The 21,402-nt window shown below is 46.2% G+C and carries 26 protein-coding genes; 5 read left to right on the top strand and 21 right to left on the bottom strand.

Annotation, left to right across the window (positions count from 1 at the left end):
- Positions 1-177 precede the first annotated feature (177 nt).
- A complete protein-coding gene (locus D3H55_RS10360) occupies positions 178-1,098 on the bottom strand; it encodes a diacylglycerol kinase (protein WP_119546838.1) in 921 nt (306 codons plus the stop codon).
- Between the two features lie 279 nt (positions 1,099-1,377).
- Between D3H55_RS10360 and D3H55_RS10355 the strand changes: the two genes are divergently transcribed.
- On the top strand, positions 1,378-1,833 hold the full coding sequence (locus tag D3H55_RS10355) for a DUF2269 family protein (RefSeq protein WP_119546837.1): 456 nt from the start codon (positions 1,378-1,380) through the stop codon (positions 1,831-1,833).
- A gap of 276 nt (positions 1,834-2,109) precedes the next feature.
- On the opposite strand, the gene D3H55_RS10350 is transcribed toward D3H55_RS10355, so the two are convergent.
- The 12 genes from D3H55_RS10350 to D3H55_RS10290 form a co-directional block, all read right to left on the bottom strand.
- Complete coding sequence (locus D3H55_RS10350; RefSeq protein ID WP_119546836.1) at positions 2,110-3,042, bottom strand: hypothetical protein; 933 nt, start codon at positions 3,040-3,042, stop codon at positions 2,110-2,112.
- Entirely contained in the window at positions 3,039-4,109 is a 1,071-nt protein-coding gene (locus tag D3H55_RS10345; protein WP_119546835.1) for a hypothetical protein, read from the bottom strand. The genes D3H55_RS10350 and D3H55_RS10345 overlap by 4 nt, the downstream gene beginning before the upstream one ends.
- Complete coding sequence (locus D3H55_RS10340; protein WP_119546834.1) at positions 4,106-4,561, bottom strand: anti-sigma factor; 456 nt, start codon at positions 4,559-4,561, stop codon at positions 4,106-4,108. The genes D3H55_RS10345 and D3H55_RS10340 overlap by 4 nt, the downstream gene beginning before the upstream one ends.
- Complete coding sequence (locus D3H55_RS10335) at positions 4,558-5,112, bottom strand: RNA polymerase sigma factor (protein WP_119546833.1); 555 nt, start codon at positions 5,110-5,112, stop codon at positions 4,558-4,560. The genes D3H55_RS10340 and D3H55_RS10335 overlap by 4 nt, the downstream gene beginning before the upstream one ends.
- A 261-nt stretch (positions 5,113-5,373) precedes the next feature.
- A complete protein-coding gene (locus tag D3H55_RS10330) occupies positions 5,374-6,174 on the bottom strand; it encodes an arylamine N-acetyltransferase (protein WP_168413035.1) in 801 nt (266 codons plus the stop codon).
- A gap of 578 nt (positions 6,175-6,752) precedes the next feature.
- Positions 6,753-7,121 (bottom strand): helix-turn-helix domain-containing protein, encoded by a 369-nt coding sequence (locus tag D3H55_RS10320; protein ID WP_119546831.1) that lies wholly within the window; start codon positions 7,119-7,121, stop codon positions 6,753-6,755.
- A gap of 227 nt (positions 7,122-7,348) precedes the next feature.
- Entirely contained in the window at positions 7,349-7,915 is a 567-nt protein-coding gene (locus tag D3H55_RS10315; RefSeq protein WP_119546830.1) for a thioredoxin family protein, read from the bottom strand.
- A 226-nt stretch (positions 7,916-8,141) separates the two neighbouring features.
- The gene (locus D3H55_RS10310) at positions 8,142-8,330 is read right to left on the bottom strand and encodes a hypothetical protein (RefSeq protein ID WP_168413034.1); all 189 of its coding nucleotides are present in this window, start codon (positions 8,328-8,330) and stop codon (positions 8,142-8,144) included.
- A gap of 104 nt (positions 8,331-8,434) precedes the next feature.
- On the bottom strand, positions 8,435-8,872 hold the full coding sequence (locus D3H55_RS10305; protein ID WP_119546828.1) for a DUF4257 domain-containing protein: 438 nt from the start codon (positions 8,870-8,872) through the stop codon (positions 8,435-8,437).
- A 256-nt stretch (positions 8,873-9,128) separates the two neighbouring features.
- The gene (locus D3H55_RS10300; protein ID WP_119546827.1) at positions 9,129-9,548 is read right to left on the bottom strand and encodes a hypothetical protein; all 420 of its coding nucleotides are present in this window, start codon (positions 9,546-9,548) and stop codon (positions 9,129-9,131) included.
- 28 nt (positions 9,549-9,576) lie between these two features.
- The gene (locus tag D3H55_RS10295; protein ID WP_119546826.1) at positions 9,577-10,350 is read right to left on the bottom strand and encodes an HAD-IIB family hydrolase; all 774 of its coding nucleotides are present in this window, start codon (positions 10,348-10,350) and stop codon (positions 9,577-9,579) included.
- Positions 10,347-10,841 (bottom strand): shikimate kinase, encoded by a 495-nt coding sequence (locus tag D3H55_RS10290; RefSeq protein WP_119546825.1) that lies wholly within the window; start codon positions 10,839-10,841, stop codon positions 10,347-10,349. Before D3H55_RS10290 ends, D3H55_RS10295 begins: the two co-directional genes overlap by 4 nt.
- A 169-nt stretch (positions 10,842-11,010) precedes the next feature.
- Here D3H55_RS10290 and D3H55_RS10285 point away from each other — a divergent pair, with 169 nt between their 5' ends.
- Together D3H55_RS10285 and bioB are read left to right on the top strand one after the other, a co-directional pair.
- Positions 11,011-11,589, top strand: a complete 579-nt coding sequence (locus D3H55_RS10285) for a biotin transporter BioY (protein WP_119546824.1) — start codon at positions 11,011-11,013, stop codon at positions 11,587-11,589.
- A 358-nt stretch (positions 11,590-11,947) separates the two neighbouring features.
- A complete protein-coding gene (gene bioB, locus D3H55_RS10280) occupies positions 11,948-12,949 on the top strand; it encodes a biotin synthase BioB (RefSeq protein WP_119546823.1) in 1,002 nt (333 codons plus the stop codon).
- Between the two features lie 109 nt (positions 12,950-13,058).
- On the opposite strand, the gene D3H55_RS10275 is transcribed toward bioB, so the two are convergent.
- The 6 genes from D3H55_RS10275 to gatC all read right to left on the bottom strand — a co-directional run bounded on the left by D3H55_RS10275 (position 13,059) and on the right by gatC (position 17,382).
- On the bottom strand, positions 13,059-13,454 hold the full coding sequence (locus D3H55_RS10275; RefSeq protein ID WP_119546822.1) for a VOC family protein: 396 nt from the start codon (positions 13,452-13,454) through the stop codon (positions 13,059-13,061).
- A 17-nt stretch (positions 13,455-13,471) separates the two neighbouring features.
- Positions 13,472-13,798, bottom strand: a complete 327-nt coding sequence (locus D3H55_RS10270) for a hypothetical protein (protein WP_119546821.1) — start codon at positions 13,796-13,798, stop codon at positions 13,472-13,474.
- 111 nt (positions 13,799-13,909) lie between these two features.
- Positions 13,910-14,080, bottom strand: a complete 171-nt coding sequence (locus D3H55_RS10265) for a hypothetical protein (RefSeq protein ID WP_168413033.1) — start codon at positions 14,078-14,080, stop codon at positions 13,910-13,912.
- Positions 14,081-14,175: 95 nt separating this feature from the next.
- The gene (gene gatB / locus D3H55_RS10260) at positions 14,176-15,606 is read right to left on the bottom strand and encodes an Asp-tRNA(Asn)/Glu-tRNA(Gln) amidotransferase subunit GatB (RefSeq protein WP_119546819.1); all 1,431 of its coding nucleotides are present in this window, start codon (positions 15,604-15,606) and stop codon (positions 14,176-14,178) included.
- Positions 15,607-15,618: 12 nt separating this feature from the next.
- Positions 15,619-17,079 carry an Asp-tRNA(Asn)/Glu-tRNA(Gln) amidotransferase subunit GatA gene (gatA, locus tag D3H55_RS10255; RefSeq protein ID WP_119546818.1) on the bottom strand — a complete coding sequence of 487 codons (1,461 nt, stop codon included), beginning with the start codon at positions 17,077-17,079 and terminating at the stop codon, positions 15,619-15,621.
- A gap of 12 nt (positions 17,080-17,091) precedes the next feature.
- On the bottom strand, positions 17,092-17,382 hold the full coding sequence (gene gatC, locus D3H55_RS10250) for an Asp-tRNA(Asn)/Glu-tRNA(Gln) amidotransferase subunit GatC (protein ID WP_119546817.1): 291 nt from the start codon (positions 17,380-17,382) through the stop codon (positions 17,092-17,094).
- Positions 17,383-17,729: 347 nt separating this feature from the next.
- Here gatC and D3H55_RS10245 point away from each other — a divergent pair, with 347 nt between their 5' ends.
- A complete protein-coding gene (locus D3H55_RS10245) occupies positions 17,730-18,086 on the top strand; it encodes a cupin domain-containing protein (protein ID WP_119546816.1) in 357 nt (118 codons plus the stop codon).
- 108 nt (positions 18,087-18,194) lie between these two features.
- The gene (locus tag D3H55_RS10240; protein ID WP_119546815.1) at positions 18,195-19,268 is read left to right on the top strand and encodes an AbrB family transcriptional regulator; all 1,074 of its coding nucleotides are present in this window, start codon (positions 18,195-18,197) and stop codon (positions 19,266-19,268) included.
- Positions 19,269-19,908: 640 nt separating this feature from the next.
- Here the strand turns inward: D3H55_RS10240 and D3H55_RS10235 are convergent.
- Both D3H55_RS10235 and D3H55_RS10230 read right to left on the bottom strand, forming a co-directional pair.
- A complete protein-coding gene (locus tag D3H55_RS10235; protein WP_119546814.1) occupies positions 19,909-20,349 on the bottom strand; it encodes a YueI family protein in 441 nt (146 codons plus the stop codon).
- A gap of 61 nt (positions 20,350-20,410) precedes the next feature.
- The gene (locus D3H55_RS10230) at positions 20,411-21,316 is read right to left on the bottom strand and encodes a GDSL-type esterase/lipase family protein (protein ID WP_168413032.1); all 906 of its coding nucleotides are present in this window, start codon (positions 21,314-21,316) and stop codon (positions 20,411-20,413) included.
- Positions 21,317-21,402 lie beyond the last annotated feature (86 nt).

Genomic DNA, 21,402 nt, shown 5'->3' with positions numbered 1-21,402 from the left:
TATGGCAAAGACACGGAGGATTTATCAGGTCTTTTAGCATCAGGAAAAAAATGAAAATAAAAGAGACGTTGATTGGAGTCAACGTCTTGATCATATTTCAGCTGTTAAATTGACAGTTAGGGGAACATGGCCTGTTTCCGTACGAATCGCAGCCGCAGTACTTCCCTGCGGTTCATCTCATCTGTCAGCTTTGTCCTGCTCCCGTATCTGGTCAAGCGGAACGAAAACTTCCAGGTGGCGGTATAAATTTTCAAACTCGACCGGAAGCAGCCCGCCGAATTCGCCATCGATATTCAGCTGCACTTTATCCTTGGAGTAAACTTTAATCCTGTTTGCCTGTGTGTAAATGACATTCGGGTCTTTAATATGGTCGCCCCTTACTGCCAGGCTCGCTATCCGGATGAACTCGGCAAGGTTCGTTTTTTTCAAGATCAGCAGAGAGAACATTCCGTCATTGATGGAAGCGTCGGGAGCAAGCTTTTCAAACCCGCCAACTGAATTGGTAAGGCCGATGAGAAACAGCATGGCTTCTCCTTCAAATAGCTTGCCGTCATATTCAATCGTCAGGTCGGTTGCTTTGATGGAAGGAAGCATTTCCATGCCCTTCAAGTAATAAGCGAGCTGTCCAAGCACTGTCTTCAGTTTGCTCGGCACCTCATAAGTCAGCTCGGTGATTCGTCCGCCGCCGGCAATATTGATGAAATACCGTTCACCGTTCATCCGCCCGATATCAACCGGGATGGTATCACCCTTGATTATGATGTCGACCGCAGCCCCTATATCCCTCGGGATATGAAGCGCCCGTGCAAAATCATTCGTCGTGCCCATCGGGACAATTCCCACCCGCGGGCGGTATTCCTGTTCCGCAAGGCCGTTGACGACTTCATTCAATGTCCCGTCGCCGCCTGCGGCTACCACTAAATCATATCTGCGTTCAACTGCTGTGCGGGCTGCTTCCGTCGCATCTCCTTCACAAACAGTCGCATGGCAGGAGGTTTCATAGCCAGCCTGCTCCAATTTAATCAGCACTTCAGCCAGGTGTTTTTTGAAAAGCTCACGTCCTGAAGTCGGATTATATATGATCCTTGCTCTTTTCATTCCCCATCATCCTATCTCGATATTTCAAAAGCTATAGAAGCTCAACATTCTTTCCTCAATTATAACACCTATACTACTACCCCCGGGGCGGAGTTACAAACCGCTCCACGGTACATATGAATTTAATGCGCACGCAACCGAACGCATCTACCGAAAATATCATACCTCTTTTCGGCCAAAAAAGCTAATAGTCCTTTATACTTTTCCTTTCTAACATACGGAGCCTTCACAATGAATAAAATGTCATATGCCATAAGTTACAAAGGAGGTAGCGTATCAATGAAATTTCTTATTCTCCTGCACGTGCTTTCTGCCATCATTGGAGTGGGACCGACGTTCTTTGCGCATGTTCTTGTCAGGAAAAAGCAAACTGCCGAGCACCTGAGACACTCTTTAAAGATGTCCGCGCTCCTTGAGAATTTCCCGAAAATCGGAGGGAGCCTCGCTGTCATTACAGGACTGGTTCTTTACTTTGTCGGGGAATACGGGGCATTCACCCAGGTATGGCTTCTCGGTTCCTTGATTCTTTATGTTCTCATCCAGATTATTGTGATCGGCTTCGTCACCCCTCAAAGCAATAAACTGCAAGAGTGGCTGGACGCCCCGGAAAACAAGGATGTGGCGGGGGAACTGCCGGAGGAAGCCCAAGAATTGTTGAACAGGATGAACAGTTACTTTTATTTCGCCTCCGCCCTCGGTATCACCCTGTTCATCTTCATGATCCTTAAACCTTGAAATTCGTTATTCGCTTTACCGCTTTAAAGCACCGGGGGACAGTCCCCTGTTACTTTAGCGTAACAGGGGACTGTCCCCCGGTGGATTAACGTGTTAATTCACTAAAGTGAATTCCAATCGCCGTCGAATAACATTATTTCTACAATGAATTTAGATATTTCCAGGGAAATTTGTCTATTACTGTCCACTCTCATGTTAATGTTATCTGCAACTACCCTTTCAGCATTATCGACTCCAGCTAATGCACACTCCGAAGCGTCGCCCTTTCCCCTCTTCCTATCTGCTCTCCACTACAGAAAGGCCAAATGCATTCCTGACGACGAGGTCATAGGTGCCGTCTCCAACAGTGTAGGAACCGCTCCTCCCCTCGTCCTCTGAATAAATTTCTTCGGCGGCGTCTGCTTCTCCCGCCTTATCGAACTTCCATTTTTCATCATCTTTAATGTCTGTGATGTTCTCTGCAAGAAGGTGGATGTCACTTCCTTCTGATAACATCACCTTCACGTCAGAGCTGTCTGTCACTGACCAATTGCTCAGCAGCTGCCTCGGCTTCATTGTAATCGCTGCGCTGTTCCCCGAGACCTCAAGCCCTGCTTTTGACGGAACGACCAACGTTGCGTTCATCACGCCGCCGTTTTCGAATGGAGCAGAGGCAGCCGGAAGGCCTTTGAGCGTAATATACAAGCTATCGCCAATTATTTTTTGCTGCAGATAATCATCAGGAGAGCTCAGTTTATTTTTTTGATCCGTAAAGGTAGAGCGATAGGTTCCGAAAAGGCTGATTTCGTCACCGGTCCCTCCTTCAATAGTCAAATCATGGTTGCCCGTATCCACCACAATGCGCTTGATGTCCTTGCCCATGCTTTGCGTGAAGGCTGGAATTTCCATCGTTCTCTCCTCCGCTGTCATGTAGCTCTTCACCGCTCCCAGCATTCCCGTTGCCTGTAAAACGGTCAAACCGATCCCGGCGGTTCCGATTACAGCTGCGAAGATGATACTCAGCAGATCATATTTCACCCTGGCATTCTCCTGCTTGGTGAAAAACAAATAGAACAGCATTTCACCCCCAAGGATCACGAGAATGAACGGCCACCAGCCTGACATGACATACGCTGCGTCCCAATCAAAGATTTGCGTCAGAAGCAGCATCATCCCTAAAATGACCAATGCCGCTCCCATGGATATCGATCCTACTCTCCATACTCTCATTGTGAAGCTTCCCCCTTCTTCTTGCTTCCTGTCAACAGTTTGATTCCCCCTCCGATTAACAGAATGCAGACGATGGCAGTCTGCACATAACGTTCAAACCAGAAATACGCATCCACCTTCATGTATTCATAAATGATCGGCTGAAGGGCAGGAAGGGCGATATTGGTCAGTAAATAATAAACCCCGAGAGCGACAAGGCCGATCCCGACCCATTTCTGATGATTCACAAGATACGAGATGACCGGCACATCCTCGACCGGCTCCCTGCCATAACGGGATGCTTTCTGAAGGCCATCAAAAAAGCTGTAAAACCAGATGATCGGCACGAGGAAAAGAAAGATCCCCAGCCTCATTACATCCATGATGTAAATCGAGAACAGAAAAGCTGCCATCAATTGAATCCCCCTGCGTTGATACCCAAGGTAAAGATGGCCAGCTCCGGGAAAAATCGAGAGCATTGTAGCAAGCGACTTCGATTTCTTCCCTTCTTCCCTGCGGCTTTCGAACTCTTCAAGAATGGATTGGTCGACAAGTGCCTCACCGCGCTGTTTCTTCGCGAGCTGCTGCATGCTGTCAAAGAAACTGTATACCCACAGCACGGGCAGGAATGCCAGGAAGACAAGGAATTCTCCGCGCGATGACAGGACCGTTACGAAGATTACCATGACCGCCATTCCTAGGAAGGCCGCCAGCAGCGTCACTCCCCTGTTCATCAGTCCAAGCTGGAAGTGTCCGAGTCCCGGTACCAGTGACAAGATGATTGTGAAAAAACGCTCGGATTCAGGGGCAGCCTTTTGCTCAATCCCGCCATCAGCACGTTTATACAGCTTGGAAGCGGTGATGGCTGTATCGATCAGGTTGACAAAATAGATAAGCAAACCGCCTAATAAAGGCACAAATTCAAATCCTGATACTGAATAGTAGGAGGTTGCCAAGAACAGGGTCAGCACCGCTGCCCCTATCACACTCCCTGCATAAAACAGTCCCCTGAGCACCTTGCCAAGATAAAGCAAGCCGACTCCCGGGAAAAACGCCAATAAAAACGCAATAAGCGGATTCTTTTTCATCCGTTTCCTTCCTCTCTTGTTTGATTTTCTACATTGTTAATTAAATCTGTTGTTTTGTTCATCAGCTCATTTGTAAAAGATGGGCGAGAAGATCGTTCAAACTCTTCTGCGAAGCCGATGAGCTGCTGAAATATTCCAGTGTACATAAGAACAATCGTCATGGCAGCCGCAACAGAATAATGAAAAGCAGCGTTCTGATAGAATCTTTGTTTTTTACCTGCTCGAGAATCATCCCGCTCTTTATACTGCTCGACCTCATTCATGATGTCCTCTGTGAACCGGGCTTCGTCTGAAAATTCCGGGAAGGAAGTTCCGCCTGCCTCTATAGCTGCCAGATAGATTTCCATGCAATCATCGCAAGAATATAAGTGTTCTTCATACTGCTGCCGGACTTCTTCCGCAAGACCATCCCCAACGTATTTCTGCCATTCTTCATAAGTGACATGCTTCATCGAAAATCTTCCTCCTTCCAATGTTTCCTCATCCAGAGTCTTGCCCTGTAGAGCTTGGTTTCAATTGTCTTCACTTCAACCTGCTGTTCCTCTGCCATTTTCTTATACGATTTCTCCTCTATGTAATAATCATAGATGACCTTTCGATGGCTTTCCGGCAGTTCCCCAAGTCTCCGCCTGACCAGCAGCCGCAGCTGCTTTTCCTCAAACATGGCTTCTACTGATCTCAGGCCTTCCCGCCGGATGCCCGCTTCCGCTGTGTATTCCGGGTTCTCTTCCATTTCTTCATGTCGGCGGGCGGCTTTCCTCTTGCAATCTATCGCATGGTTCACGGCAACTCTGGTAATCCATGTTTTCAACCCTTGATTCTCGTACTGGGAGAGAGAGGTATAGATCTTGACGAACACTTCCTGGGACGCATCCTCTGCGTCCTTCTGATTGCGCAGGATGCTGTATACGGTCTTGAACACGTGGTGTTTGTATTTTTCAATAAGGACCCGGAATGCATGGTCGCTTCCGTTTTTTACTTTTTCAACAAGCGCTTGCTCCAATACTCTCTCCCCCCTTTCGATAGGCTCCATATTAATAGACGAACAAACTCATGCTTTCCCCTACACTTTTATAAAAATATTTTTTATTTATTTTCCAGGCGGGTATGAGCATGATGATGGAGATGCAGGGTGACCATGCTGTGAAGACGCCGGATTGTCTTGATCAGCAGGGAGAGCCCTCCTTTCTTAGCAGGCTTGGCGGTTAAAAAAAGGCCTTTCGGAAACAAAAAAACCTGCCAAAAGGTTTTCCTTTTGACAGGTTCAGGTGAAAATTTTTATGTTGCGCTCCTGCAGGAAGTCGACACTTTCCTGTATGGACTCTTTATCAAAATGATATATTTCATTCACGGTGTTTATCCATTTATCGATATCACGCATTTGATATTCGCGGATATTGCGGTAGGTCATCGCTTTAATCGTACCGTTCCGCAGGAAGTAACAGGTGTTGCCGTGAAAGCGGACAGCTGTGATTCTCCTCATCACGACATTGTCTTCGCGGTCCTGATAGGAAGCCTCGATATCACGGTCAAGATCTTCTTCATCAAGCGGCAGCCAGATGATTTCTTTTTTTACAAACGATTTTCCATTTGATTTACGGTCAATCTCATAAAGGGCCTGATCCTTTTGAGTAAAGGTGATTTCCTCACCGAAACCGTGAAGGACATGCTTTCTTCTCGATTCGAGTTCGACCGGCTTCATGATAGGTGAGCCGTATCCGACATCAGCATAAAGCTTCTTTCCTTCAATGTCCACCATGATTCCGAGGTGTCCCGGCGTCACGCGGACAAAATGGATGGAGAAGCCCAGTTCACGCAAAAGGCGGCCGAAATTGATATTCAGCGTATAACAGGTTCCGCCCCAGCCGCGGTTCGTGAGATTATGTACGAACTGATCCAGGCTGGGCACAAGTTCCCTGCGCTGATTGAAATAATGGAATTTGCTGAACGTTTCATATGGGATCCGGATCAGGTGGTGCTGGATAAGCCTCTGCAAGTAGTTGATGCTCGGCCGTTCAAGTGTCAGGTTTAAATACGAAAGATATTGGTTTTTGATTTCTTCCACATTATCACTCTTTCATTTCCTCGTGTTCTGCACAAGGGGGTTACAAGCTTTTATTTCCCTCTATAACTAGAATTCAATCACAGGTTCTCCGGTCTATGATTATTTCATGCTATTTTACCATTTCATTTTTACACAAGCATTGCTTATGCTTTAAGTTCTTGGTGCAGGGACCAATTCCCTTTATTTGTTTTCTATTTTTGAGGAATTCCCTTTAAGGATTGCTTTCTGTGAAAAATAGCTGTACCGGACTTTTCCTATGGACCTCCCTGAACAGGAAGACCTGCTCGTGCTCAACCCGGAATCTGTAAGTCTCCCTCTATTAAACGGAAGCAATACCCCTTATAAAAGGCTGCTTTCGCATATATCGCTGCTTTTGGAAAATCCCAAGGGCCGGATTTTTTTCCTGTATTTCAAGTTTTACTCTTTAAAAAGAAAGAGCAGCTCTTTTCTTTCCTTATTAACGGGGTTTTTACAGCTATTTACCAGGATATTAATTGAAATTTATATTAAATAGCTACACAGACCTTTATAAAAAGAAAAAACGGCCATATGAGGGCCGTTTGACTATATGGGTATTGTTATTGATTCATGCGCTCGAAGTTTGTCTCTAATGTCTTTTTCATATCGGAAGTGAAGCCTTCTTTCATTTGCAGGCGTTCACTGCGGAAGTAATCTACCACTTCTTCGTCGAACTCGATTTCAATCAATTCGCGCAGATCCCATATCCTGAGGGCCGCCATGATGGAAATCAGGTGAGCGACTGTCAATGACTTCTTTTTGAAGTTAACCAGTTCATTGATCGTCGCGACACGCAGGCCAGTCAGGCGGTGCAGGTCACCTTGTGTCATTCCGCGTTCCTTCAGAATTTTCCCCAGCTTGATATTGACCTTGTGGGGAAACTTATCGAGGGTTTCAATAACAATCGTATTCGTTTTTTGATGGATCATGCCGTTACCCCCTACCAGTATTCTCTACTAGAATACCGCGATTTCCGTAATTCGTGAAGAGGGAAACAGTTCCATTTCGCTGCAGCACTTTACCGCTTTAAAGCACCCGGGGACAGTCCCCGGGTGCTTTAAAGCGGTGACGCACGAAAGGGGACAGTCCCTCTTCGTGCGTCACCGTGTTACTGCGCGAAAGGGCCGTTCCCGGGGGGAACGGCCCTTTCTGCGCTTTACAGATGCACTTGGTTCATCAGTGTCGTTTTGATGCTTTGGAAGACTTCCTGCCAGATGGCTTCATTTTCTATATACTGAGCCGTCAGCCTGCCGATCATTTCTTTCTGCGCGAGCGGGAAGGATTCATGGTCACGAGGCGGCAGTTTCGCTTTTTCCTCGTCCACCAGCTGCTGGACGACAGGAGCCCTCGGACCCCAGACCGCTTCTTCGTTGAAATCGCTGTCCAGAAAGATGAATATTGGAATGGCACGCGATGTTCCATTTGTCAGATACTGATCCATCAATTCCAGATTTTCATCCCGATTCAATGTCCGTACGTCCATATCGGCTGCTTCAGCCATCTTTAATAAGATCGGGAGGTTGACCATTGCATCGCCGCACCAATCCTCGGTCAGAACAATGACCTTCAGTTTCTGGGAAGCAAGCTGCTTCAGGTTCTCCTTTTCACTGTCCGGTACGGAAAATCCATCATAGACCTTCTGCAGATTCTCTTGATGGGTTTCCATTGAATCTATATACTCTTGAGGCGCCTGCCCCTTTTCAAACCATTGCTTAAGTTCCATTGTTTTCCTCCTTGTGACTCATCCTGCTGTGTCCACCCTCTTAGCTTATTTCTCTTTTGCCTTTTTAACAAGAAATAATACTAATTTTTTTCAAGTATTGTTTGTAAAAAATATGCCTGCAAGCATATAATTGAATATAAGAATGAACTACATAAGCCTGACTGCAGCATAGACTGCCAAAGATCATGTTAAGAATCATCGAGCAAGCACCTCGATCAGCTCCGATTCAAAGTGGACAAGCCAGAGGAAGGATGCCATCCAGCCTTTTGGATAAACGGTCTTTCAACTCAGGGTCGCTCCGGCGGGTCATGGATTTCCCGGTTCCCGGCTGCCCGATCACACCCTGGACATCAAAAAAAGAGACTGCAGCAGCGGCAGCCTCCCTGCTATTAACATTTCTGAGAGCTTTCAACAATACTTTTGAATTTTGCGTAATAATACTTCAGCTCGGTTACGCTATCTGCCTCCTTTATTTTTTCCAAGTAGGTCTCTGCTATGGAATATTGCTCCGGGGGCAACTTAACTGTTGTTTTCTTCTCTTTCTTGGACTTCGCCAACAGGTTTCACCTCGTTATTATTCTTTGAAGGTCCTCCTATAGAAGAGGTCGTCTCGAGCTGATATTTTGAAAGCTCTTGAATGTATTCTGATTTTGTCCTTTCCAGGTTTTGCTCGATTTTTCTCGTGATTACCGAACTTCCACCAATGCCAGATAATAAACTGATATAAATCACATACCAGACGGGTACAGTTTCCACGACAGGCAACACGGATAAATAACCGGCCAACACCCCAATGATAATATCCTTTGAGGATCCAAAGACATAGTGCTTCTCTCCATCTTCATCAACGAGAATACGGGGAAATGTAAAGCGGCCACCTTTGAAAACCAAAATATGTCCTAAGCCACCAATACCTCCCATTAACATCGGTAACAGTATCAATTCAATTAAGGACATTACATCCACCCTCTGGAATGATTTACTAATAGTATACATTATTTACAGAATTTTCTGAATAGAGAATTGGACGCAATTTTGTCCCGGACCAAGGAGTGTGCCCTATGCGTAAAATTGTGCTGAAAGTCTCGTCACTCGACAAGCTTCGATTTCAAAATTACCTCGTCTTGATGCAAAAGGCGGAGAGCAGAGCAGAAGCTGACATGTATTTTCGCCTAGCTAAAAAAATCATCCATAAAAACTGGATAAAAAAATTTTAGAATACAACTTTATAACTTTGATACAGCATGAAGAATGCTCCCCCGATCAAGGCAAACATAATAAGCATAAGCAGATGCCTGAATTTGTAAGCAGCTGGATGCCGGTATTCCCGGGGATCTTTCCACTTGGCCATTTCCTTTGGAAAATGCCAGATCAGCAGAATGACAGCCGGTATGGCCCCCATCACAATAAAAGCAGTAAACAGAACCTGGTTGAATACTTCCATACTTCCCTCGCTCCAAAATGACTTCAGGACCTCGCCTATTGAAACGAAGAATAAAAGGATCAGGATACCATTCGAGGTAAAGTGGTCAGTGAATGATCTTCCCTCTTTGATGCCCTTGATGATAAAGAACGGGACAAGAAACAGGAGCAATACGGCAAACAGCATATAGATCAGCACTTCCCCTGTCATTCCTTATCCCCCTAACCGGTATTTCTTTTCACGCGGACGCAGTGCTCATCTTCCCTGTCATTTCTTCCAGCTTCCGGATGATTGCCTCTTCGCAATCCCCCTGCAGCGCGATCGTTTCAGCTGCATGCTCTGACAGCTCCTCATGATAGCCTATCATGACCGCATGGCTTGCATGCTGAAACAACGAAATATCATTGGCGTCATTGCCAAAAGCGATATAATCAAATTCCCCGATTCCCATGGCTTTCAATGCGCTCCACTTATCGATATCCCTTGGAGAAATATCGATCACTCTTTCGTTCCGATGCTTATGGAGGGTGACATCCAGCTCCGAAAGTTCTTCGGCCATTTTTTCAAAATCTGACGCTGTCAGGATCAGTACCTTCATAACCGCATACAAACTTTCAAGTGACACGGAATCAGCGAGGTTTGCCTGGTCGAGATTGGCGAGTATTGGATGATTTGCGGGTCCTGTGTAGCAATAATCCCAATCCCCATCTATCAAGAATGTCGCTTCGTACTTTTCAATCAACCCGGTAATCTGTTTGACCTGCTCTGTTGGAAAAGCCTGCGAATAAATTAGTTCACCATCACGGTAAATCATCGAACCGTTCCCGCCGATAAGCATGTGCGTATGAAAGCGGGGATGCAGGACCGGCAGCATGTCGCGGATCGGCCTTGCAGACGCAAAGATGACCTCATGCCCGCCTTCCGTTAATTGTTCCAATGCGTCCATAAGGGGCTCCGTCACCGGCTGTCCTTTAAAACAAATCGTCCCATCCAAATCAAACACGAATCTCATTGAGTAATCTCCTTTGTGCAATTATTATCTGTAAGTATTTTGAGTTTTTGCTGATGAGGCTTCAAAATCTCAAGGATTTCGGGCTTACTGCTTTTCTCAAATTGGTAATTCCACTGGTACATCTTCTTCAGCATGCTCCATGTTTGTTTGTAATTCCCTTGTTCAAACCCAAGCTTCTGAACCGTGAACCGTTTAAGGATACGCCAGTTCCTGACAGCCATCGGTGTGTCCAGAAAAATGATGAGATCGGCTTCCTGAAACCCCCTCGTTGTCCAGGTATGGTGAACCCCTTCAACAATCCAATTTTCCTTAAAGATGATCCTGTTAAACTCTTTGTCCCTGACTTCCGGTTTGTTGCGAATGTCCCCGTTTTCATGCCTATGCCAGACTACATTGTCCAATTCATAAACAGGGATGCCCAATTGTAAGGACAACCTTTTTCCGAGCGTCGACTTTCCGCTTCCAACCGAGCCGATGATATGTATTTTCATTAATTCTCCTGTTTCTTTATTTTATAAAAATTACTTTCTCTTATATTTCGAGTTCATTCTGAATAATTCCTTCTTTAAATTTATGTTAACCATTTTATATAATTAGGTTGACACAAAACGCTATTTTACTATATTCTATTTTCAGAAAACAAATAGGAGGATACATACTATGAAACTCAAAGCAATCGACATCACCATGGCTGCCATGTTTGCCGCACTCATGGCAATCGGCGCCAATCTGACTTCCATGCTTGTCATCGGGGGAGTGCCGATCACATTGCAGACATTCTTCTGCGTTCTGGCCGGTTTGATCCTCGGCAGCAGGCTAGGAGCGATTTCCATGACGGTATATGCTCTTGTCGGATTAGTCGGCGCACCGGTATTTGCAGGATTCTCCGGTGGTCCCGGGGTTCTATTAAAGCCCACTTTCGGATTCATTCTCTCTTATATTCTGGTAGCCTATCTTGTCGGTAAAATGGCAGAAGCAAAGCCGGGTAAAAAAACCTATATCCTAGCTGCCCTAGTCGGGATGGCGGTCAACTACATTCTCGGCACAAACTGGATGTATGCAGCCTACATCTTCTGGGCTGGTGCACCTGAAGGATTTTCCTACGGAATGGCTTGGGCCTGGATGCTTGCCCCTCTGCCTAAAGATATCATTTTATCTGCTTTTGCAGGGGCTGTCGCTCCGCGTTTCATTTCAGCCATACGGAAAAATACCAGTACAGTGAATAGTAGAGCTGCATAATCCATTATCCGGAAATCATTTTCCGGATTTTTTTATAAAGAGAGTTTTTTTAAAAAGGATGTTTTCGTCTCTATTGTTGCTTTCGGATAAATCCCAGTGCAGGATTTTTTCCCCTGTATTCAAAGGTTTTACTCTCGAAAAAGAACCAGCCGCTTTTTTCTTTCCAGCTTATCGGGGTTTTTTACGGCGATTTACCAGGACATCATTTGAAATTTATATTGAATAGCAACAAAGTTTACGAAAAGAGCACTTAAAAAAGCACCCTCGTTCACTTAGGCCCAGCGGCTCTCGGTGCCCCGGTGGTGCGGTTTTTCCGAAAGCATCAGCTGATGAGATTATAAAAAGGGAGTGGGAATGTATGGTGAATTGGAATGAACTTGCTGAACGTGTGATAAATGGATATGAGTTGACTGATGAGGAAGCTTTATCGATTTTGGAATGCCCTGATGATGACCTGCTTCTTCTGCTTCATGGAGCATTTCAAATCCGCAAGCACTACTATGGTAATAAAGTGAAGCTGAATATGATCATGAATGCCAAATCCGGCCTTTGTCCCGAGAACTGCGGCTATTGTGCCCAGTCTTCTATCTCCACTGCCCCTATCGACTCATACAGAATGGTCAATAAAGAGACATTGGTTCAGGGGGCAGAACAGGCTCACAAGATGAATGTCGGGACCTACTGCATTGTGGCAAGCGGCCGCGGGCCCAGCAGCCGTGATGTGAATACAGTCATCAGTGCAGTCGAGGAAATCAAGCAAACCTACGACCTCAAGATCTGTGCCTGCCTGGGCATCTTGAAGCCGGAACAAGCCAGACGGTTAAAAGAAGCGGGAGTTGACCGCTATAACCATAATCTCAATACCTCCAAAGGCCATCATGCCGCCATCACGACCTCCCATACATATGATGACAGGGTCTCTACTGTCAATACAGCAAAAGAAGCAGGCATTTCCCCATGTTCCGGCGTCATTATCGGTATGAAGGAAACGAAGGAAAATGTCATTGATATGGCGAGAAGCTTGAAAGCCCTGGACGCGGACTCCATTCCAGTCAACTTCCTTCATGCTATCGATGGAACACCGCTTGAAGGGACGGATGAACTCGACCCAAGATACTGCCTGAAAGTATTGGCACTCTTCCGTTATATCAATCCCTCCAAAGAAATCCGGATATCCGGCGGCCGTGAAGTCAATCTGCGCAGCCTCCAGCCGCTTGGTTTGTATGCCGCCAACTCCATCTTTGTCGGCGACTACCTGACAACAGCCGGCCAGGAAAGTACAAAAGACCACGAAATGCTAGAAGATCTTGGATTCGAAATCGATTACTCGATGGTGGAGGAACCCCAGGAAGCACTTTAACGCTTTAAAGCACCCGGGGACAGTCCCCTGTTACTTTAAAGTGGTAAAGCTTCACCGCAATAAAAAGTGCTTGGCAGAATGCTCCTGCATTTTCTGCCAAGCGCTTTGTTTATTTCGGGAGTGTCATCTGCCAGGATACACCATATTTATCATTGATCCACCCGAACTTCTTGCTGAAACCATAGTCCCCGATCGGCATCAGGGCAGTTCCACCTTCTGACAGCTGACCATACAGCCGGTCGATTTCCTCTTCTGAATCGCATTCCAAAAAGAAAGAAAACGAAGGTGTGAAGCTGAATTCATGCTGAATGTTACTGTCTATGCACATAATGTCCTGTCCATTCAAATTGAACACAGCTTGCATGACGCTTCCTTCTTCACCCGGTCCATCCGGTCCATAACGGCTAATGCTCTTTATTTCAGAACCCTCCACCAGTGATATGTAGTAATTCATCGCTTCTTCAGCATTTCCCTGGAACATCAAAAACGGTGTCACCTTTGGCATTATTTCCAGCTCCTTCTCTATTTTTCCAGATGGCGCTCGTATCGAAAGTAAGAAAACAGTCTGTAAACAACCGGTATCAAAGCTAATAATGAGACCCATCTCATCGCATCTTCTGTAAAAACGGCCCAAAGGATGGCAATGATGACTGAAAACACGGTAAATGCGGACCCTGCAAATCCATTGATAGGCTCATTGCTGATGAACAATGTCTTTGCACCCTTAATGCTGGTTCCATAACAATTCTCATGAAACGGAGCGACCTCAAACATTATGGTTGCAGTAATCAAATCATCCCGGACCTTTATCTGTTTCTGGCAGGCGTCACAGTAAATCTCTTTAGACAAAACAGGTTCACCTCTGTTGGTTGTTCAAAATCAGGCAGACGCACTATCTGCCCGGCTATTATCATTATTCGATAAACAGGATGAGGATTCCTGCTTTTGCGCTTTACCGCTTCACCGCAGCCGGGGACTGTCCCCCAGTGCGGTGAAGCGGTAAAGTGCTGTTTGCTGTTGAAGCAGACGCATATCAACTAGATTTGTTGATCTATCACCTGCTTTGACCATCCTATCGACGACTACATTCCCTCTATCAACGACTTTCTCCTCCTGTTGATTATTCGACAAAAACCGGGGCGTGCCTGTCACTTCCCGCCCTTCCTTTACCACCTGCAAACATAAAAAAACCCCGTCCGGCAAGTGCCGGACAGGGGCCAAATTTATCAACGTTTGTTCATTTCCTGGATCAGAAGTTTGTTGACCATTGGCGGGTTTGCCTGGCCTTTGGTCTTCTTCATGATCTGGCCGACGAGGAATCCAAGGGCGCGGTCTTTACCGTTCTTGAAGTCTTCAATGGATTGCGGGTTGTCGTCAAGGGTGGCTGTGACGATTTTCAGCAATTCGCCTTCGTCGGAAATCTGGACAAGTCCTTTTTCCTTAACGATCTGCTCAGGGTCGCCGCCTTTTTCAACAAGCTCCTTGAAGACTTTCTTCGCCATCTTGGATGATAACGTTCCGTCCTGGGTCAGCTTGATCATGCCGGCAAGCGCTTCCGGTGTCATCGGCAGATCTTCGAGTTCTTTCTGCTCTGCATTCATGTAAGCAGACACTTCACCCATCAGCCAGTTGGATGCTTGCTTGATATCCGCTCCGGCAGCAACGGTCGCTTCGAAGTAATCGGACATTTCTTTTGTCAGCGTCAGGACCATTGCGTCATACGCAGGCAGTCCCATATCTTCTACATAGCGCTTTTGACGGGCATCCGGAAGTTCTGGGATTTCCGCGCGTACACGCTCTTTCCACTCTTCATCAATGTGAAGTTGTACAAGGTCAGGCTCAGGGAAGTAACGATAATCGTCAGATCCTTCTTTTACACGCATCAGGAGTGTTTTTCCTGTCGCTTCATCAAAGCGGCGTGTTTCCTGCTCGATGATGCCTCCAGAAAGCAATACTTTTTCCTGGCGGATCTGCTCGTGCTCAAGCCCTTTGCGCACGAAGTTGAAAGAGTTCAGGTTCTTCAATTCTGCTTTTGTCCCGAACTTTTCCTGGCCGATTGGACGCAGGGAGATGTTGGCGTCACAGCGAAGGGATCCTTCTTCCATTTTACAGTCGGATACGCCTGTGTATTGGATGATCGATTTTAATTTTTCCAGATAAGCATAGGCTTCATTCGGCGTACGGAGATCCGGCTCCGATACGATTTCAATCAGCGGTGTACCCTGGCGGTTGTAGTCGACAAGGGAGTAACCGTCGCCTGAGTGGTTCAATTTACCGGCATCTTCTTCAAGGTGCAGGCGCGTAATGCCGATGCGTTTTTTATAACCGTCAACCTCGATTTCGATCCAGCCATTTTCACCGATCGGCTGGTCGAATTGGGAGATCTGGTATGCTTTCGGGTTATCAGGATAGAAATAGTTTTTGCGGTCAAACTTCGTGTCGACTGCGATTTCACAGTTCAGGGCCATAGCCGCTTTCATGCCGAAGTCGATTGCGCGTTTGTTGACCACTGGAAGTACCCCAGGGTATCCAAGGTCGATGACGTTTGTGTTCGTATTTGGCTCTGCACCGAAATGGTTCGGGGCAGGAGAAAACATTTTCGAATCCGTTTTTAGCTCAACATGGACTTCAAGTCCGATAATCGTTTCAAAGTTCATTGATTTCACCCCTTACAATTGTGGTTTCTGTTTATGGAAGTCTGTAGCCTGTTCATACGCATGTGCTACGCGATAAATTGTGCTCTCATCAAAGTGCTTGCCGATGATTTGCAGACCAAGCGGAAGGCCGTCCTTTGAGAATCCGCAAGGGACTGAAATCCCTGGTACGCCCGCAAGGTTTACCGGGATGGTTAAAATATCATTCGCATACATTGTAAGCGGGTCATCGATCTTTTCACCGATTTTAAAAGCCGGCGTCGGAGTTGTCGGTCCGATGATGACATCATAATTTTCGAATACGTCTTCGAAATCTTTTTTAATCAGTGTACGGGCCTGCTGGCCTTTTTTATAATAAGCATCATAGAATCCGGAGCTCAATGCAAAGGTTCCAAGCATGATACGGCGTTTCACTTCATCACCGAATCCTTCTGCACGGGTCTTTTTATAAAGATCCAGAAGATTTTCAGCGTTAGGCGTGCGGTAGCCGTAACGGATGCCGTCAAAGCGGCTCAGGTTGGATGAAGCTTCAGAGGAAGCAAGGATATAGTATGTAGCTACACCATATTTTGAATGCGGAAGGGAAACTTCATCGACTGTCGCCCCCATGCTCTCCAAGAGTTTCAAGGCAGCCATGACGGACTGGCGTGCATCTTCACCGACACCTTCTGCAAGGTATTCCTTCGGCACAGCGATTCTCAAGCCTTTTACATCCCCAGTCAAGGCAGAAGCGTAGTCTGGCACTTCTACATCAGCGGATGTCGTATCATTCGCATCCACTCCTGCGATGGCTTGTAAAAGATAGGCGTTGTCTTCCACATTGCGGGTGATCGGTCCGATCTGGTCAAGAGAAGAACCGAATGCGACAAGGCCGAAACGGGAAACGCGTCCGTATGTAGGTTTCAAACCGACTGTTCCTGTGAATGCTGCAGGCTGACGGATCGATCCGCCTGTATCGGAACCAAGTGAGAATGGAACTTCACCTGCTGCAACAGAAGCTGCGGAACCGCCTGAGGAACCGCCTGGAACGGTATCTAGATTCCATGGGTTGCTTGTTTTTTGGAAACCGGAATTTTCAGTGGAAGAACCCATCGCGAATTCATCCATGTTCAGTTTTCCGATTGTGACGGTTTCAGCGTCACGCAGTTTATTAATGACGGTTGCATCATAAATCGGATCGAAATTCTCAAGGATTTTACTCGCACACGTCGTGCGGAGTCCTTTTGTGACGATATTGTCCTTGATTCCGATCGGCATACCGAACAGAAGGCCTTTTGCTTCGTCTGTCCCGATTTTGCTGTCCAATTCTTTTGCTTTTGCGTGTGCATTTTCTTCATCAAGCGTTAAGAATGCTTTGACTTTCCCTTCAACCGCGTCGATCCTTTTGTAAGATTCCTCGACAAGGTCTGTGACAGATACTTCTTTCTTCTGCATCAGTTCATGAAGTTCTGCTAATTTATGGTCGAATAATGACATCGTGTTTCCCTCCTATTCTAAAACAGATGGTACGCGGACTTGTCCATCCTGGTGGTCTGGTGCGTTTTTCAATACTTCTTCCTGCGGCAAACCTTTGACAGGCTTATCTTCACGCATGATATTCTTCATTTCCAATACGTGAGAGGTAGGATCGACATTCTTTGTATCGAGCTCGTTCAGCTGCTCTGCAAAGCCGATGATAGCATCCAATTGGCTTGTGAATTTTTGTGCTTCTTCTTCCGTTATCGCAAGACGGGCAAGATGGGCCACGTGTTTGACTTGATCTTCTGAAATTCTTGACATACTCTTTCACCTCCGCAAAATTTCGAACACTAGCAATACTATTGATAATATCAAAATTCCAGCCGAAATGGCAACTAAGTCCCGCCATTTCGCAGTTAAATCTATTTGGGGTTGACGCAGGCCGCTTTAGCGGAACAACGCGTCACCGTGTGTGGGGACTGTCCCTTTCAGCGCATTAACGCGGTGTCGTATCCGGGGACTGTCCCCACGTGCGGTGATGCGCTAAAGTGCTTCATCTTACCATGATGTTCTTTTTTGATGAAAAGTATAAGCTGCTGGTAAGTTTCTTCATTAATATAGAAGGAATTGGATGAATCTTGTCGAAATCGAATTTGAGGTGATTACTAGTGAAGATCTTTACATACTATCAACAGGACGGAAGAGTGATCGACCGCTTTGAAAGCAGGGGCGCAGTCATTCATCCTCTTGTCAAGTCGGAAAAGCCCTTCCAGATCGGCTGTATGTACCTTGGCCAGGACAGTGTCCTTGGAATGCATAAAGCCATGTGTCCTCAGCTTTTCATCGTGACGGATGGCAGCGGATGGGTAAGGGTTGAAGGCGGCGAAAAGATCCCTGTCGAAAAAGGGACAGCCGTGTTCTGGAATACCGGGGAAAACCATGAATCCGGATCTGACACCGGGATGACCGCAATTGTGGCTGAAGGCGAGGAATTTGATCCCGAAAGATTTTTAGAATTGAAATAAGCCGATGAGACTGTCTGCCTGGACTTTCAGGCAGACAGTTTCTTCTTTCGAGTGGGAATATGGTAAGCTTAACTCCATCAAAGCGCTGCTTATCAAAGAAGGGATTCTATGTTTTTAAAATTTTTATATACCATTCTCATCGGGGCGGCCGGCGGGTTGGTTTTCAGCCTCCTGCATATTCCGCTGGCATGGATGCTGGGCTCCATGACGGCTGTGTTCTTCATTGAAAAACTGACTTCTTTAAAAATATACTGGCCGCCCGTGTTCCGGAATATCGGGCTGATCATTGTCGGGTACACAATCGGACAGTCATTTTCAAGGGATACCGCAATAGAAATTTTTCATCAGCTGCCCTGGATGTTCTTTCTCACTATCCTGCTGCTGTTTTTCAGCAGTGTATTAGCCCTTTTGATCACCAAACTGACAGGGGTGAATTTGAAATCGACCATAACCGGCTGCATTCCCGGCGGATTATCCCAAATGGTTGTGCTTGGAGAAGAGCTCGAGGATATTGATGTAACCGTCGTGACGATCATCCAGGTCATCCGTCTGCTGTCCGTAATATTCATCGTGCCGTTCATGGCCTTCAGCCCAGTCTTCCAAGGGCCCAAGGATGGGGCTGTCACTGGTTCTGCAGCAGTGGATCTTTATCTGAGCTGGCCGCTGCTGGTGCTGTTCGGAGCTGCCGTCGCCTCTGCTCTGCTGGCAGTGAAGTTCAAACTGCCTACACCTACTTTATTGGGGCCGATCCTCGGCGTCGGTGTATTGTCCACAGCAGGTTTGACAGTGCCTCATATGCCGGATGCCGCTATCATCGTGGCCCAGATCTTCCTTGGCATCTACTTCAGTAAGATGATGAAGTTCGAGAATTCCGGTTCACTATCTAGATTCATCGGATTGACTGTGGTCACTTCCGTTATCCTGATCGCGTTCACCTTTGGGCTGGCCGCAATCCTGATGGCGTCCCACCATATCTCTTTCATCACTTCATTCTTGAGCATGGCCCCGGGAGGTATGGCAGAAATGGCACTTGTCGGCCAGGCACTTCATGCCGAGCTGTCCATCATCACCGGATATCATTTATTCCGGATCCTATTTATCCTGTTTGCCGTACCGGTTTTTCTCAAATGGCTCTTCAAGCAGAAGATGTTTTCCGGGGAATCGACAAAATCCGGGGCGTGACTGTCACGACCCGGACGGTGATGACACTGACCACTGAAAATCTCTAATTTTCGAGAACTTTATAGTGATTATTAAAGGAAAAGCCGATACTCGTTTCTAAAAGAAAGGAGTGTCGGCTTTTTTTCTGCAAAAATCATTATATCCGTGTCTAAAGAGGAACAATGATAAGACACAGTCCTATATGCGTACTGTACATCATTGTTTGTTAAGGTTGAATAATCGGAAACCATTGATTTTTTTATAATTCTATTACAAAGTAAGTCCTTGTTAGTGAATAGTATCTTTTTTCCACATTGATTGAAGTGGAAGGTGTGCGACCTCCTGCGGGATTAGCGGGACAGGTGAGACCCCTAATCCAGTTGCAGCGCCCAGCCCCTCGGGGGTCGAATAACCCTCAGAGAATAAAAGGGAAAACCGCCTTTTTTTCTCTGAGGAACATTTGCCTGTCGGGGCTGACCAGGGCGCTTCCACTTTTTATACAAGCGCAGCTGAGGAGGCCAATCCAGCTACAGCGCCTAGCCCCTCGGGGTCATAAGCCAATCCGTCAAGAAGGTTAAAGGGCAACATTCCCGCCGGCTCGTCTTATGCCTGTCGGGGCTGATCAAGGCGCTTCCGCTTTTTAATACACCGCCCGGTTTTTTCATTTAAACAATTTCGCAAAGAAAGATTTCTTCTTGACCTTAGGTTCCACAGGTTTGCTCACCTGATTTTCATCGATGTAAATTTCTTCTTTATCAATGGCATGGCTATAAGCAAGCACCAGCCCGATATCTGTATCGTGTTCTTTGTTCGTCACCATGGTATAGTGGATATCATATTTCCCCGCCAGCTTGATGTATTTTGAAAGATAGGTATAGCTCATATTGCCATTCAAGTAGAGGTGAGCTCCTTTATTTTCTTTCATCAAGGCTTCCGCTTGAAACAATATCCCCTTTTTCCTGACCTGTCTCTGCGTCAGGGCAAATACAATTCGTTCCCTGATGGTCCCTAAGAACTTCCGCCGTTCATCCGGCTTTGTCTGCTTCTGTCCGTAAATTCCCTGCTGTAAATAGTCATCTACGCCGGGTCTTTCCACTTCCATGCACCTCCGTGTCATCCTCTTGAATTCCCTACACTATATGTCAGGCTTTTAAAAAATGCAATCATAACGGGTTTCTCTGAACCATTAGTATCTCCTCTGTCCTGGAAATAATCTCATCCCCTATCCGTTCATATCCTTCATCATTCGGGTGAAAGAGATCTTCGGACAAATAAAGGCTCGCATCCTTTTCAAATAGGTGCTGAACGGGAACAAATGTCGTATTGGGATACATTTCAAGCAGATCTTTCGTGGATCCATTCCAGGAAGTGATGATCTCATTGAATTCCTTGATTTCTCCCAGGGATTCATATACCGGATTGAAAATGCCGATGAAATAGACAGGGGCATCTTCATTAAGAAGCCTGACGGTGGACATTATTTTTCGGAGGTCCGCTTTAAAGCTTTCTTCCCCTTTGGTAAAATCACCTATCGTCAAATGTGTAAAATTATGATTGAATACGGAAACCAGGTCATTTCCGCCAAGTGTCATAAAAAGGACATCGGCTCTTCTGATATCGCTTTCCATATTGGAGTCATTTAGTTTGTTCAACAGATGATGGGCCTGTGCCCCATATTCACCATGATTGACCACAACCACATCATCATTCGTTTTCTCATAGTATCTTTTAACAGAGTTCAAATACCCATTTGCGTCCTTTCCGCCTGTCCCAAGGGTCAAAGAGTCCCCGATCCCGACAATCGCAAAACTATCATCATTTATATCAACTGCAGCGGGGTCTATTTCAGGTTCTATATATTCAAAGGCTACTGTTTCCAGGTAGCGGGCTGCTTCATCGGGGAACAATTTTTTTTCAGCTTCAATGGCATCAGAGAAAACCTCCGCTCCTTCAATGAATTGCTCCTCTTCTTCAACGGGAGCAGGGGAATTGATTTCCGATGGATGCGCGCTGTACAGGATGAGTGTCACCGCCACTGCAGTGATGAGAAAAATAAATACCTTTTTCATGCTGATTCCGTCCTTCTTCATTTTTGACAGGAAAACTTCCATCTGACAGTAGCAGTATCGGCATGAGGGTAACCCTTAATACGTAC

Origin of the sequence: Bacillus salacetis, from assembly GCF_003581585.1 — a bacterium.
Lineage (GTDB): Bacteria > Bacillota > Bacilli > Bacillales > Bacillaceae_B > Rossellomorea > Rossellomorea salacetis.
This window is presented reverse-complemented; position numbering and strand designations above follow the sequence as displayed.

Bases quoted from the DNA above. Each gene is read 5' to 3' on its own strand.
- D3H55_RS10360 (WP_119546838.1), bottom strand. From the start codon at position 1,098: ATGAAAAGAGCAAGGATCATATATAATCCGACTTCAGGACGTGAGCTT.
- D3H55_RS10355 (WP_119546837.1), top strand. From the start codon at position 1,378: ATGAAATTTCTTATTCTCCTGCACGTGCTTTCTGCCATCATTGGAGTG.
- D3H55_RS10350 (WP_119546836.1), bottom strand. From the start codon at position 3,042: ATGAGAGTATGGAGAGTAGGATCGATATCCATGGGAGCGGCATTGGTC.
- D3H55_RS10345 (WP_119546835.1), bottom strand. From the start codon at position 4,109: ATGAAAAAGAATCCGCTTATTGCGTTTTTATTGGCGTTTTTCCCGGGA.
- D3H55_RS10340 (WP_119546834.1), bottom strand. From the start codon at position 4,561: ATGAAGCATGTCACTTATGAAGAATGGCAGAAATACGTTGGGGATGGT.
- D3H55_RS10320 (WP_119546831.1), bottom strand. From the start codon at position 7,121: ATGATCCATCAAAAAACGAATACGATTGTTATTGAAACCCTCGATAAG.
- D3H55_RS10315 (WP_119546830.1), bottom strand. From the start codon at position 7,915: ATGGAACTTAAGCAATGGTTTGAAAAGGGGCAGGCGCCTCAAGAGTAT.
- D3H55_RS10305 (WP_119546828.1), bottom strand. From the start codon at position 8,872: ATGTCCTTAATTGAATTGATACTGTTACCGATGTTAATGGGAGGTATT.
- D3H55_RS10300 (WP_119546827.1), bottom strand. From the start codon at position 9,548: ATGACAGGGGAAGTGCTGATCTATATGCTGTTTGCCGTATTGCTCCTG.
- D3H55_RS10295 (WP_119546826.1), bottom strand. From the start codon at position 10,350: ATGAGATTCGTGTTTGATTTGGATGGGACGATTTGTTTTAAAGGACAG.
- D3H55_RS10290 (WP_119546825.1), bottom strand. From the start codon at position 10,841: ATGAAAATACATATCATCGGCTCGGTTGGAAGCGGAAAGTCGACGCTC.
- D3H55_RS10285 (WP_119546824.1), top strand. From the start codon at position 11,011: ATGAAACTCAAAGCAATCGACATCACCATGGCTGCCATGTTTGCCGCA.
- bioB (WP_119546823.1), top strand. From the start codon at position 11,948: ATGGTGAATTGGAATGAACTTGCTGAACGTGTGATAAATGGATATGAG.
- D3H55_RS10275 (WP_119546822.1), bottom strand. From the start codon at position 13,454: ATGCCAAAGGTGACACCGTTTTTGATGTTCCAGGGAAATGCTGAAGAA.
- gatB (WP_119546819.1), bottom strand. From the start codon at position 15,606: ATGAACTTTGAAACGATTATCGGACTTGAAGTCCATGTTGAGCTAAAA.
- gatA (WP_119546818.1), bottom strand. From the start codon at position 17,079: ATGTCATTATTCGACCATAAATTAGCAGAACTTCATGAACTGATGCAG.
- gatC (WP_119546817.1), bottom strand. From the start codon at position 17,382: ATGTCAAGAATTTCAGAAGATCAAGTCAAACACGTGGCCCATCTTGCC.
- D3H55_RS10240 (WP_119546815.1), top strand. From the start codon at position 18,195: ATGTTTTTAAAATTTTTATATACCATTCTCATCGGGGCGGCCGGCGGG.
- D3H55_RS10235 (WP_119546814.1), bottom strand. From the start codon at position 20,349: ATGGAAGTGGAAAGACCCGGCGTAGATGACTATTTACAGCAGGGAATT.
- D3H55_RS10230 (WP_168413032.1), bottom strand. From the start codon at position 21,316: ATGAAAAAGGTATTTATTTTTCTCATCACTGCAGTGGCGGTGACACTC.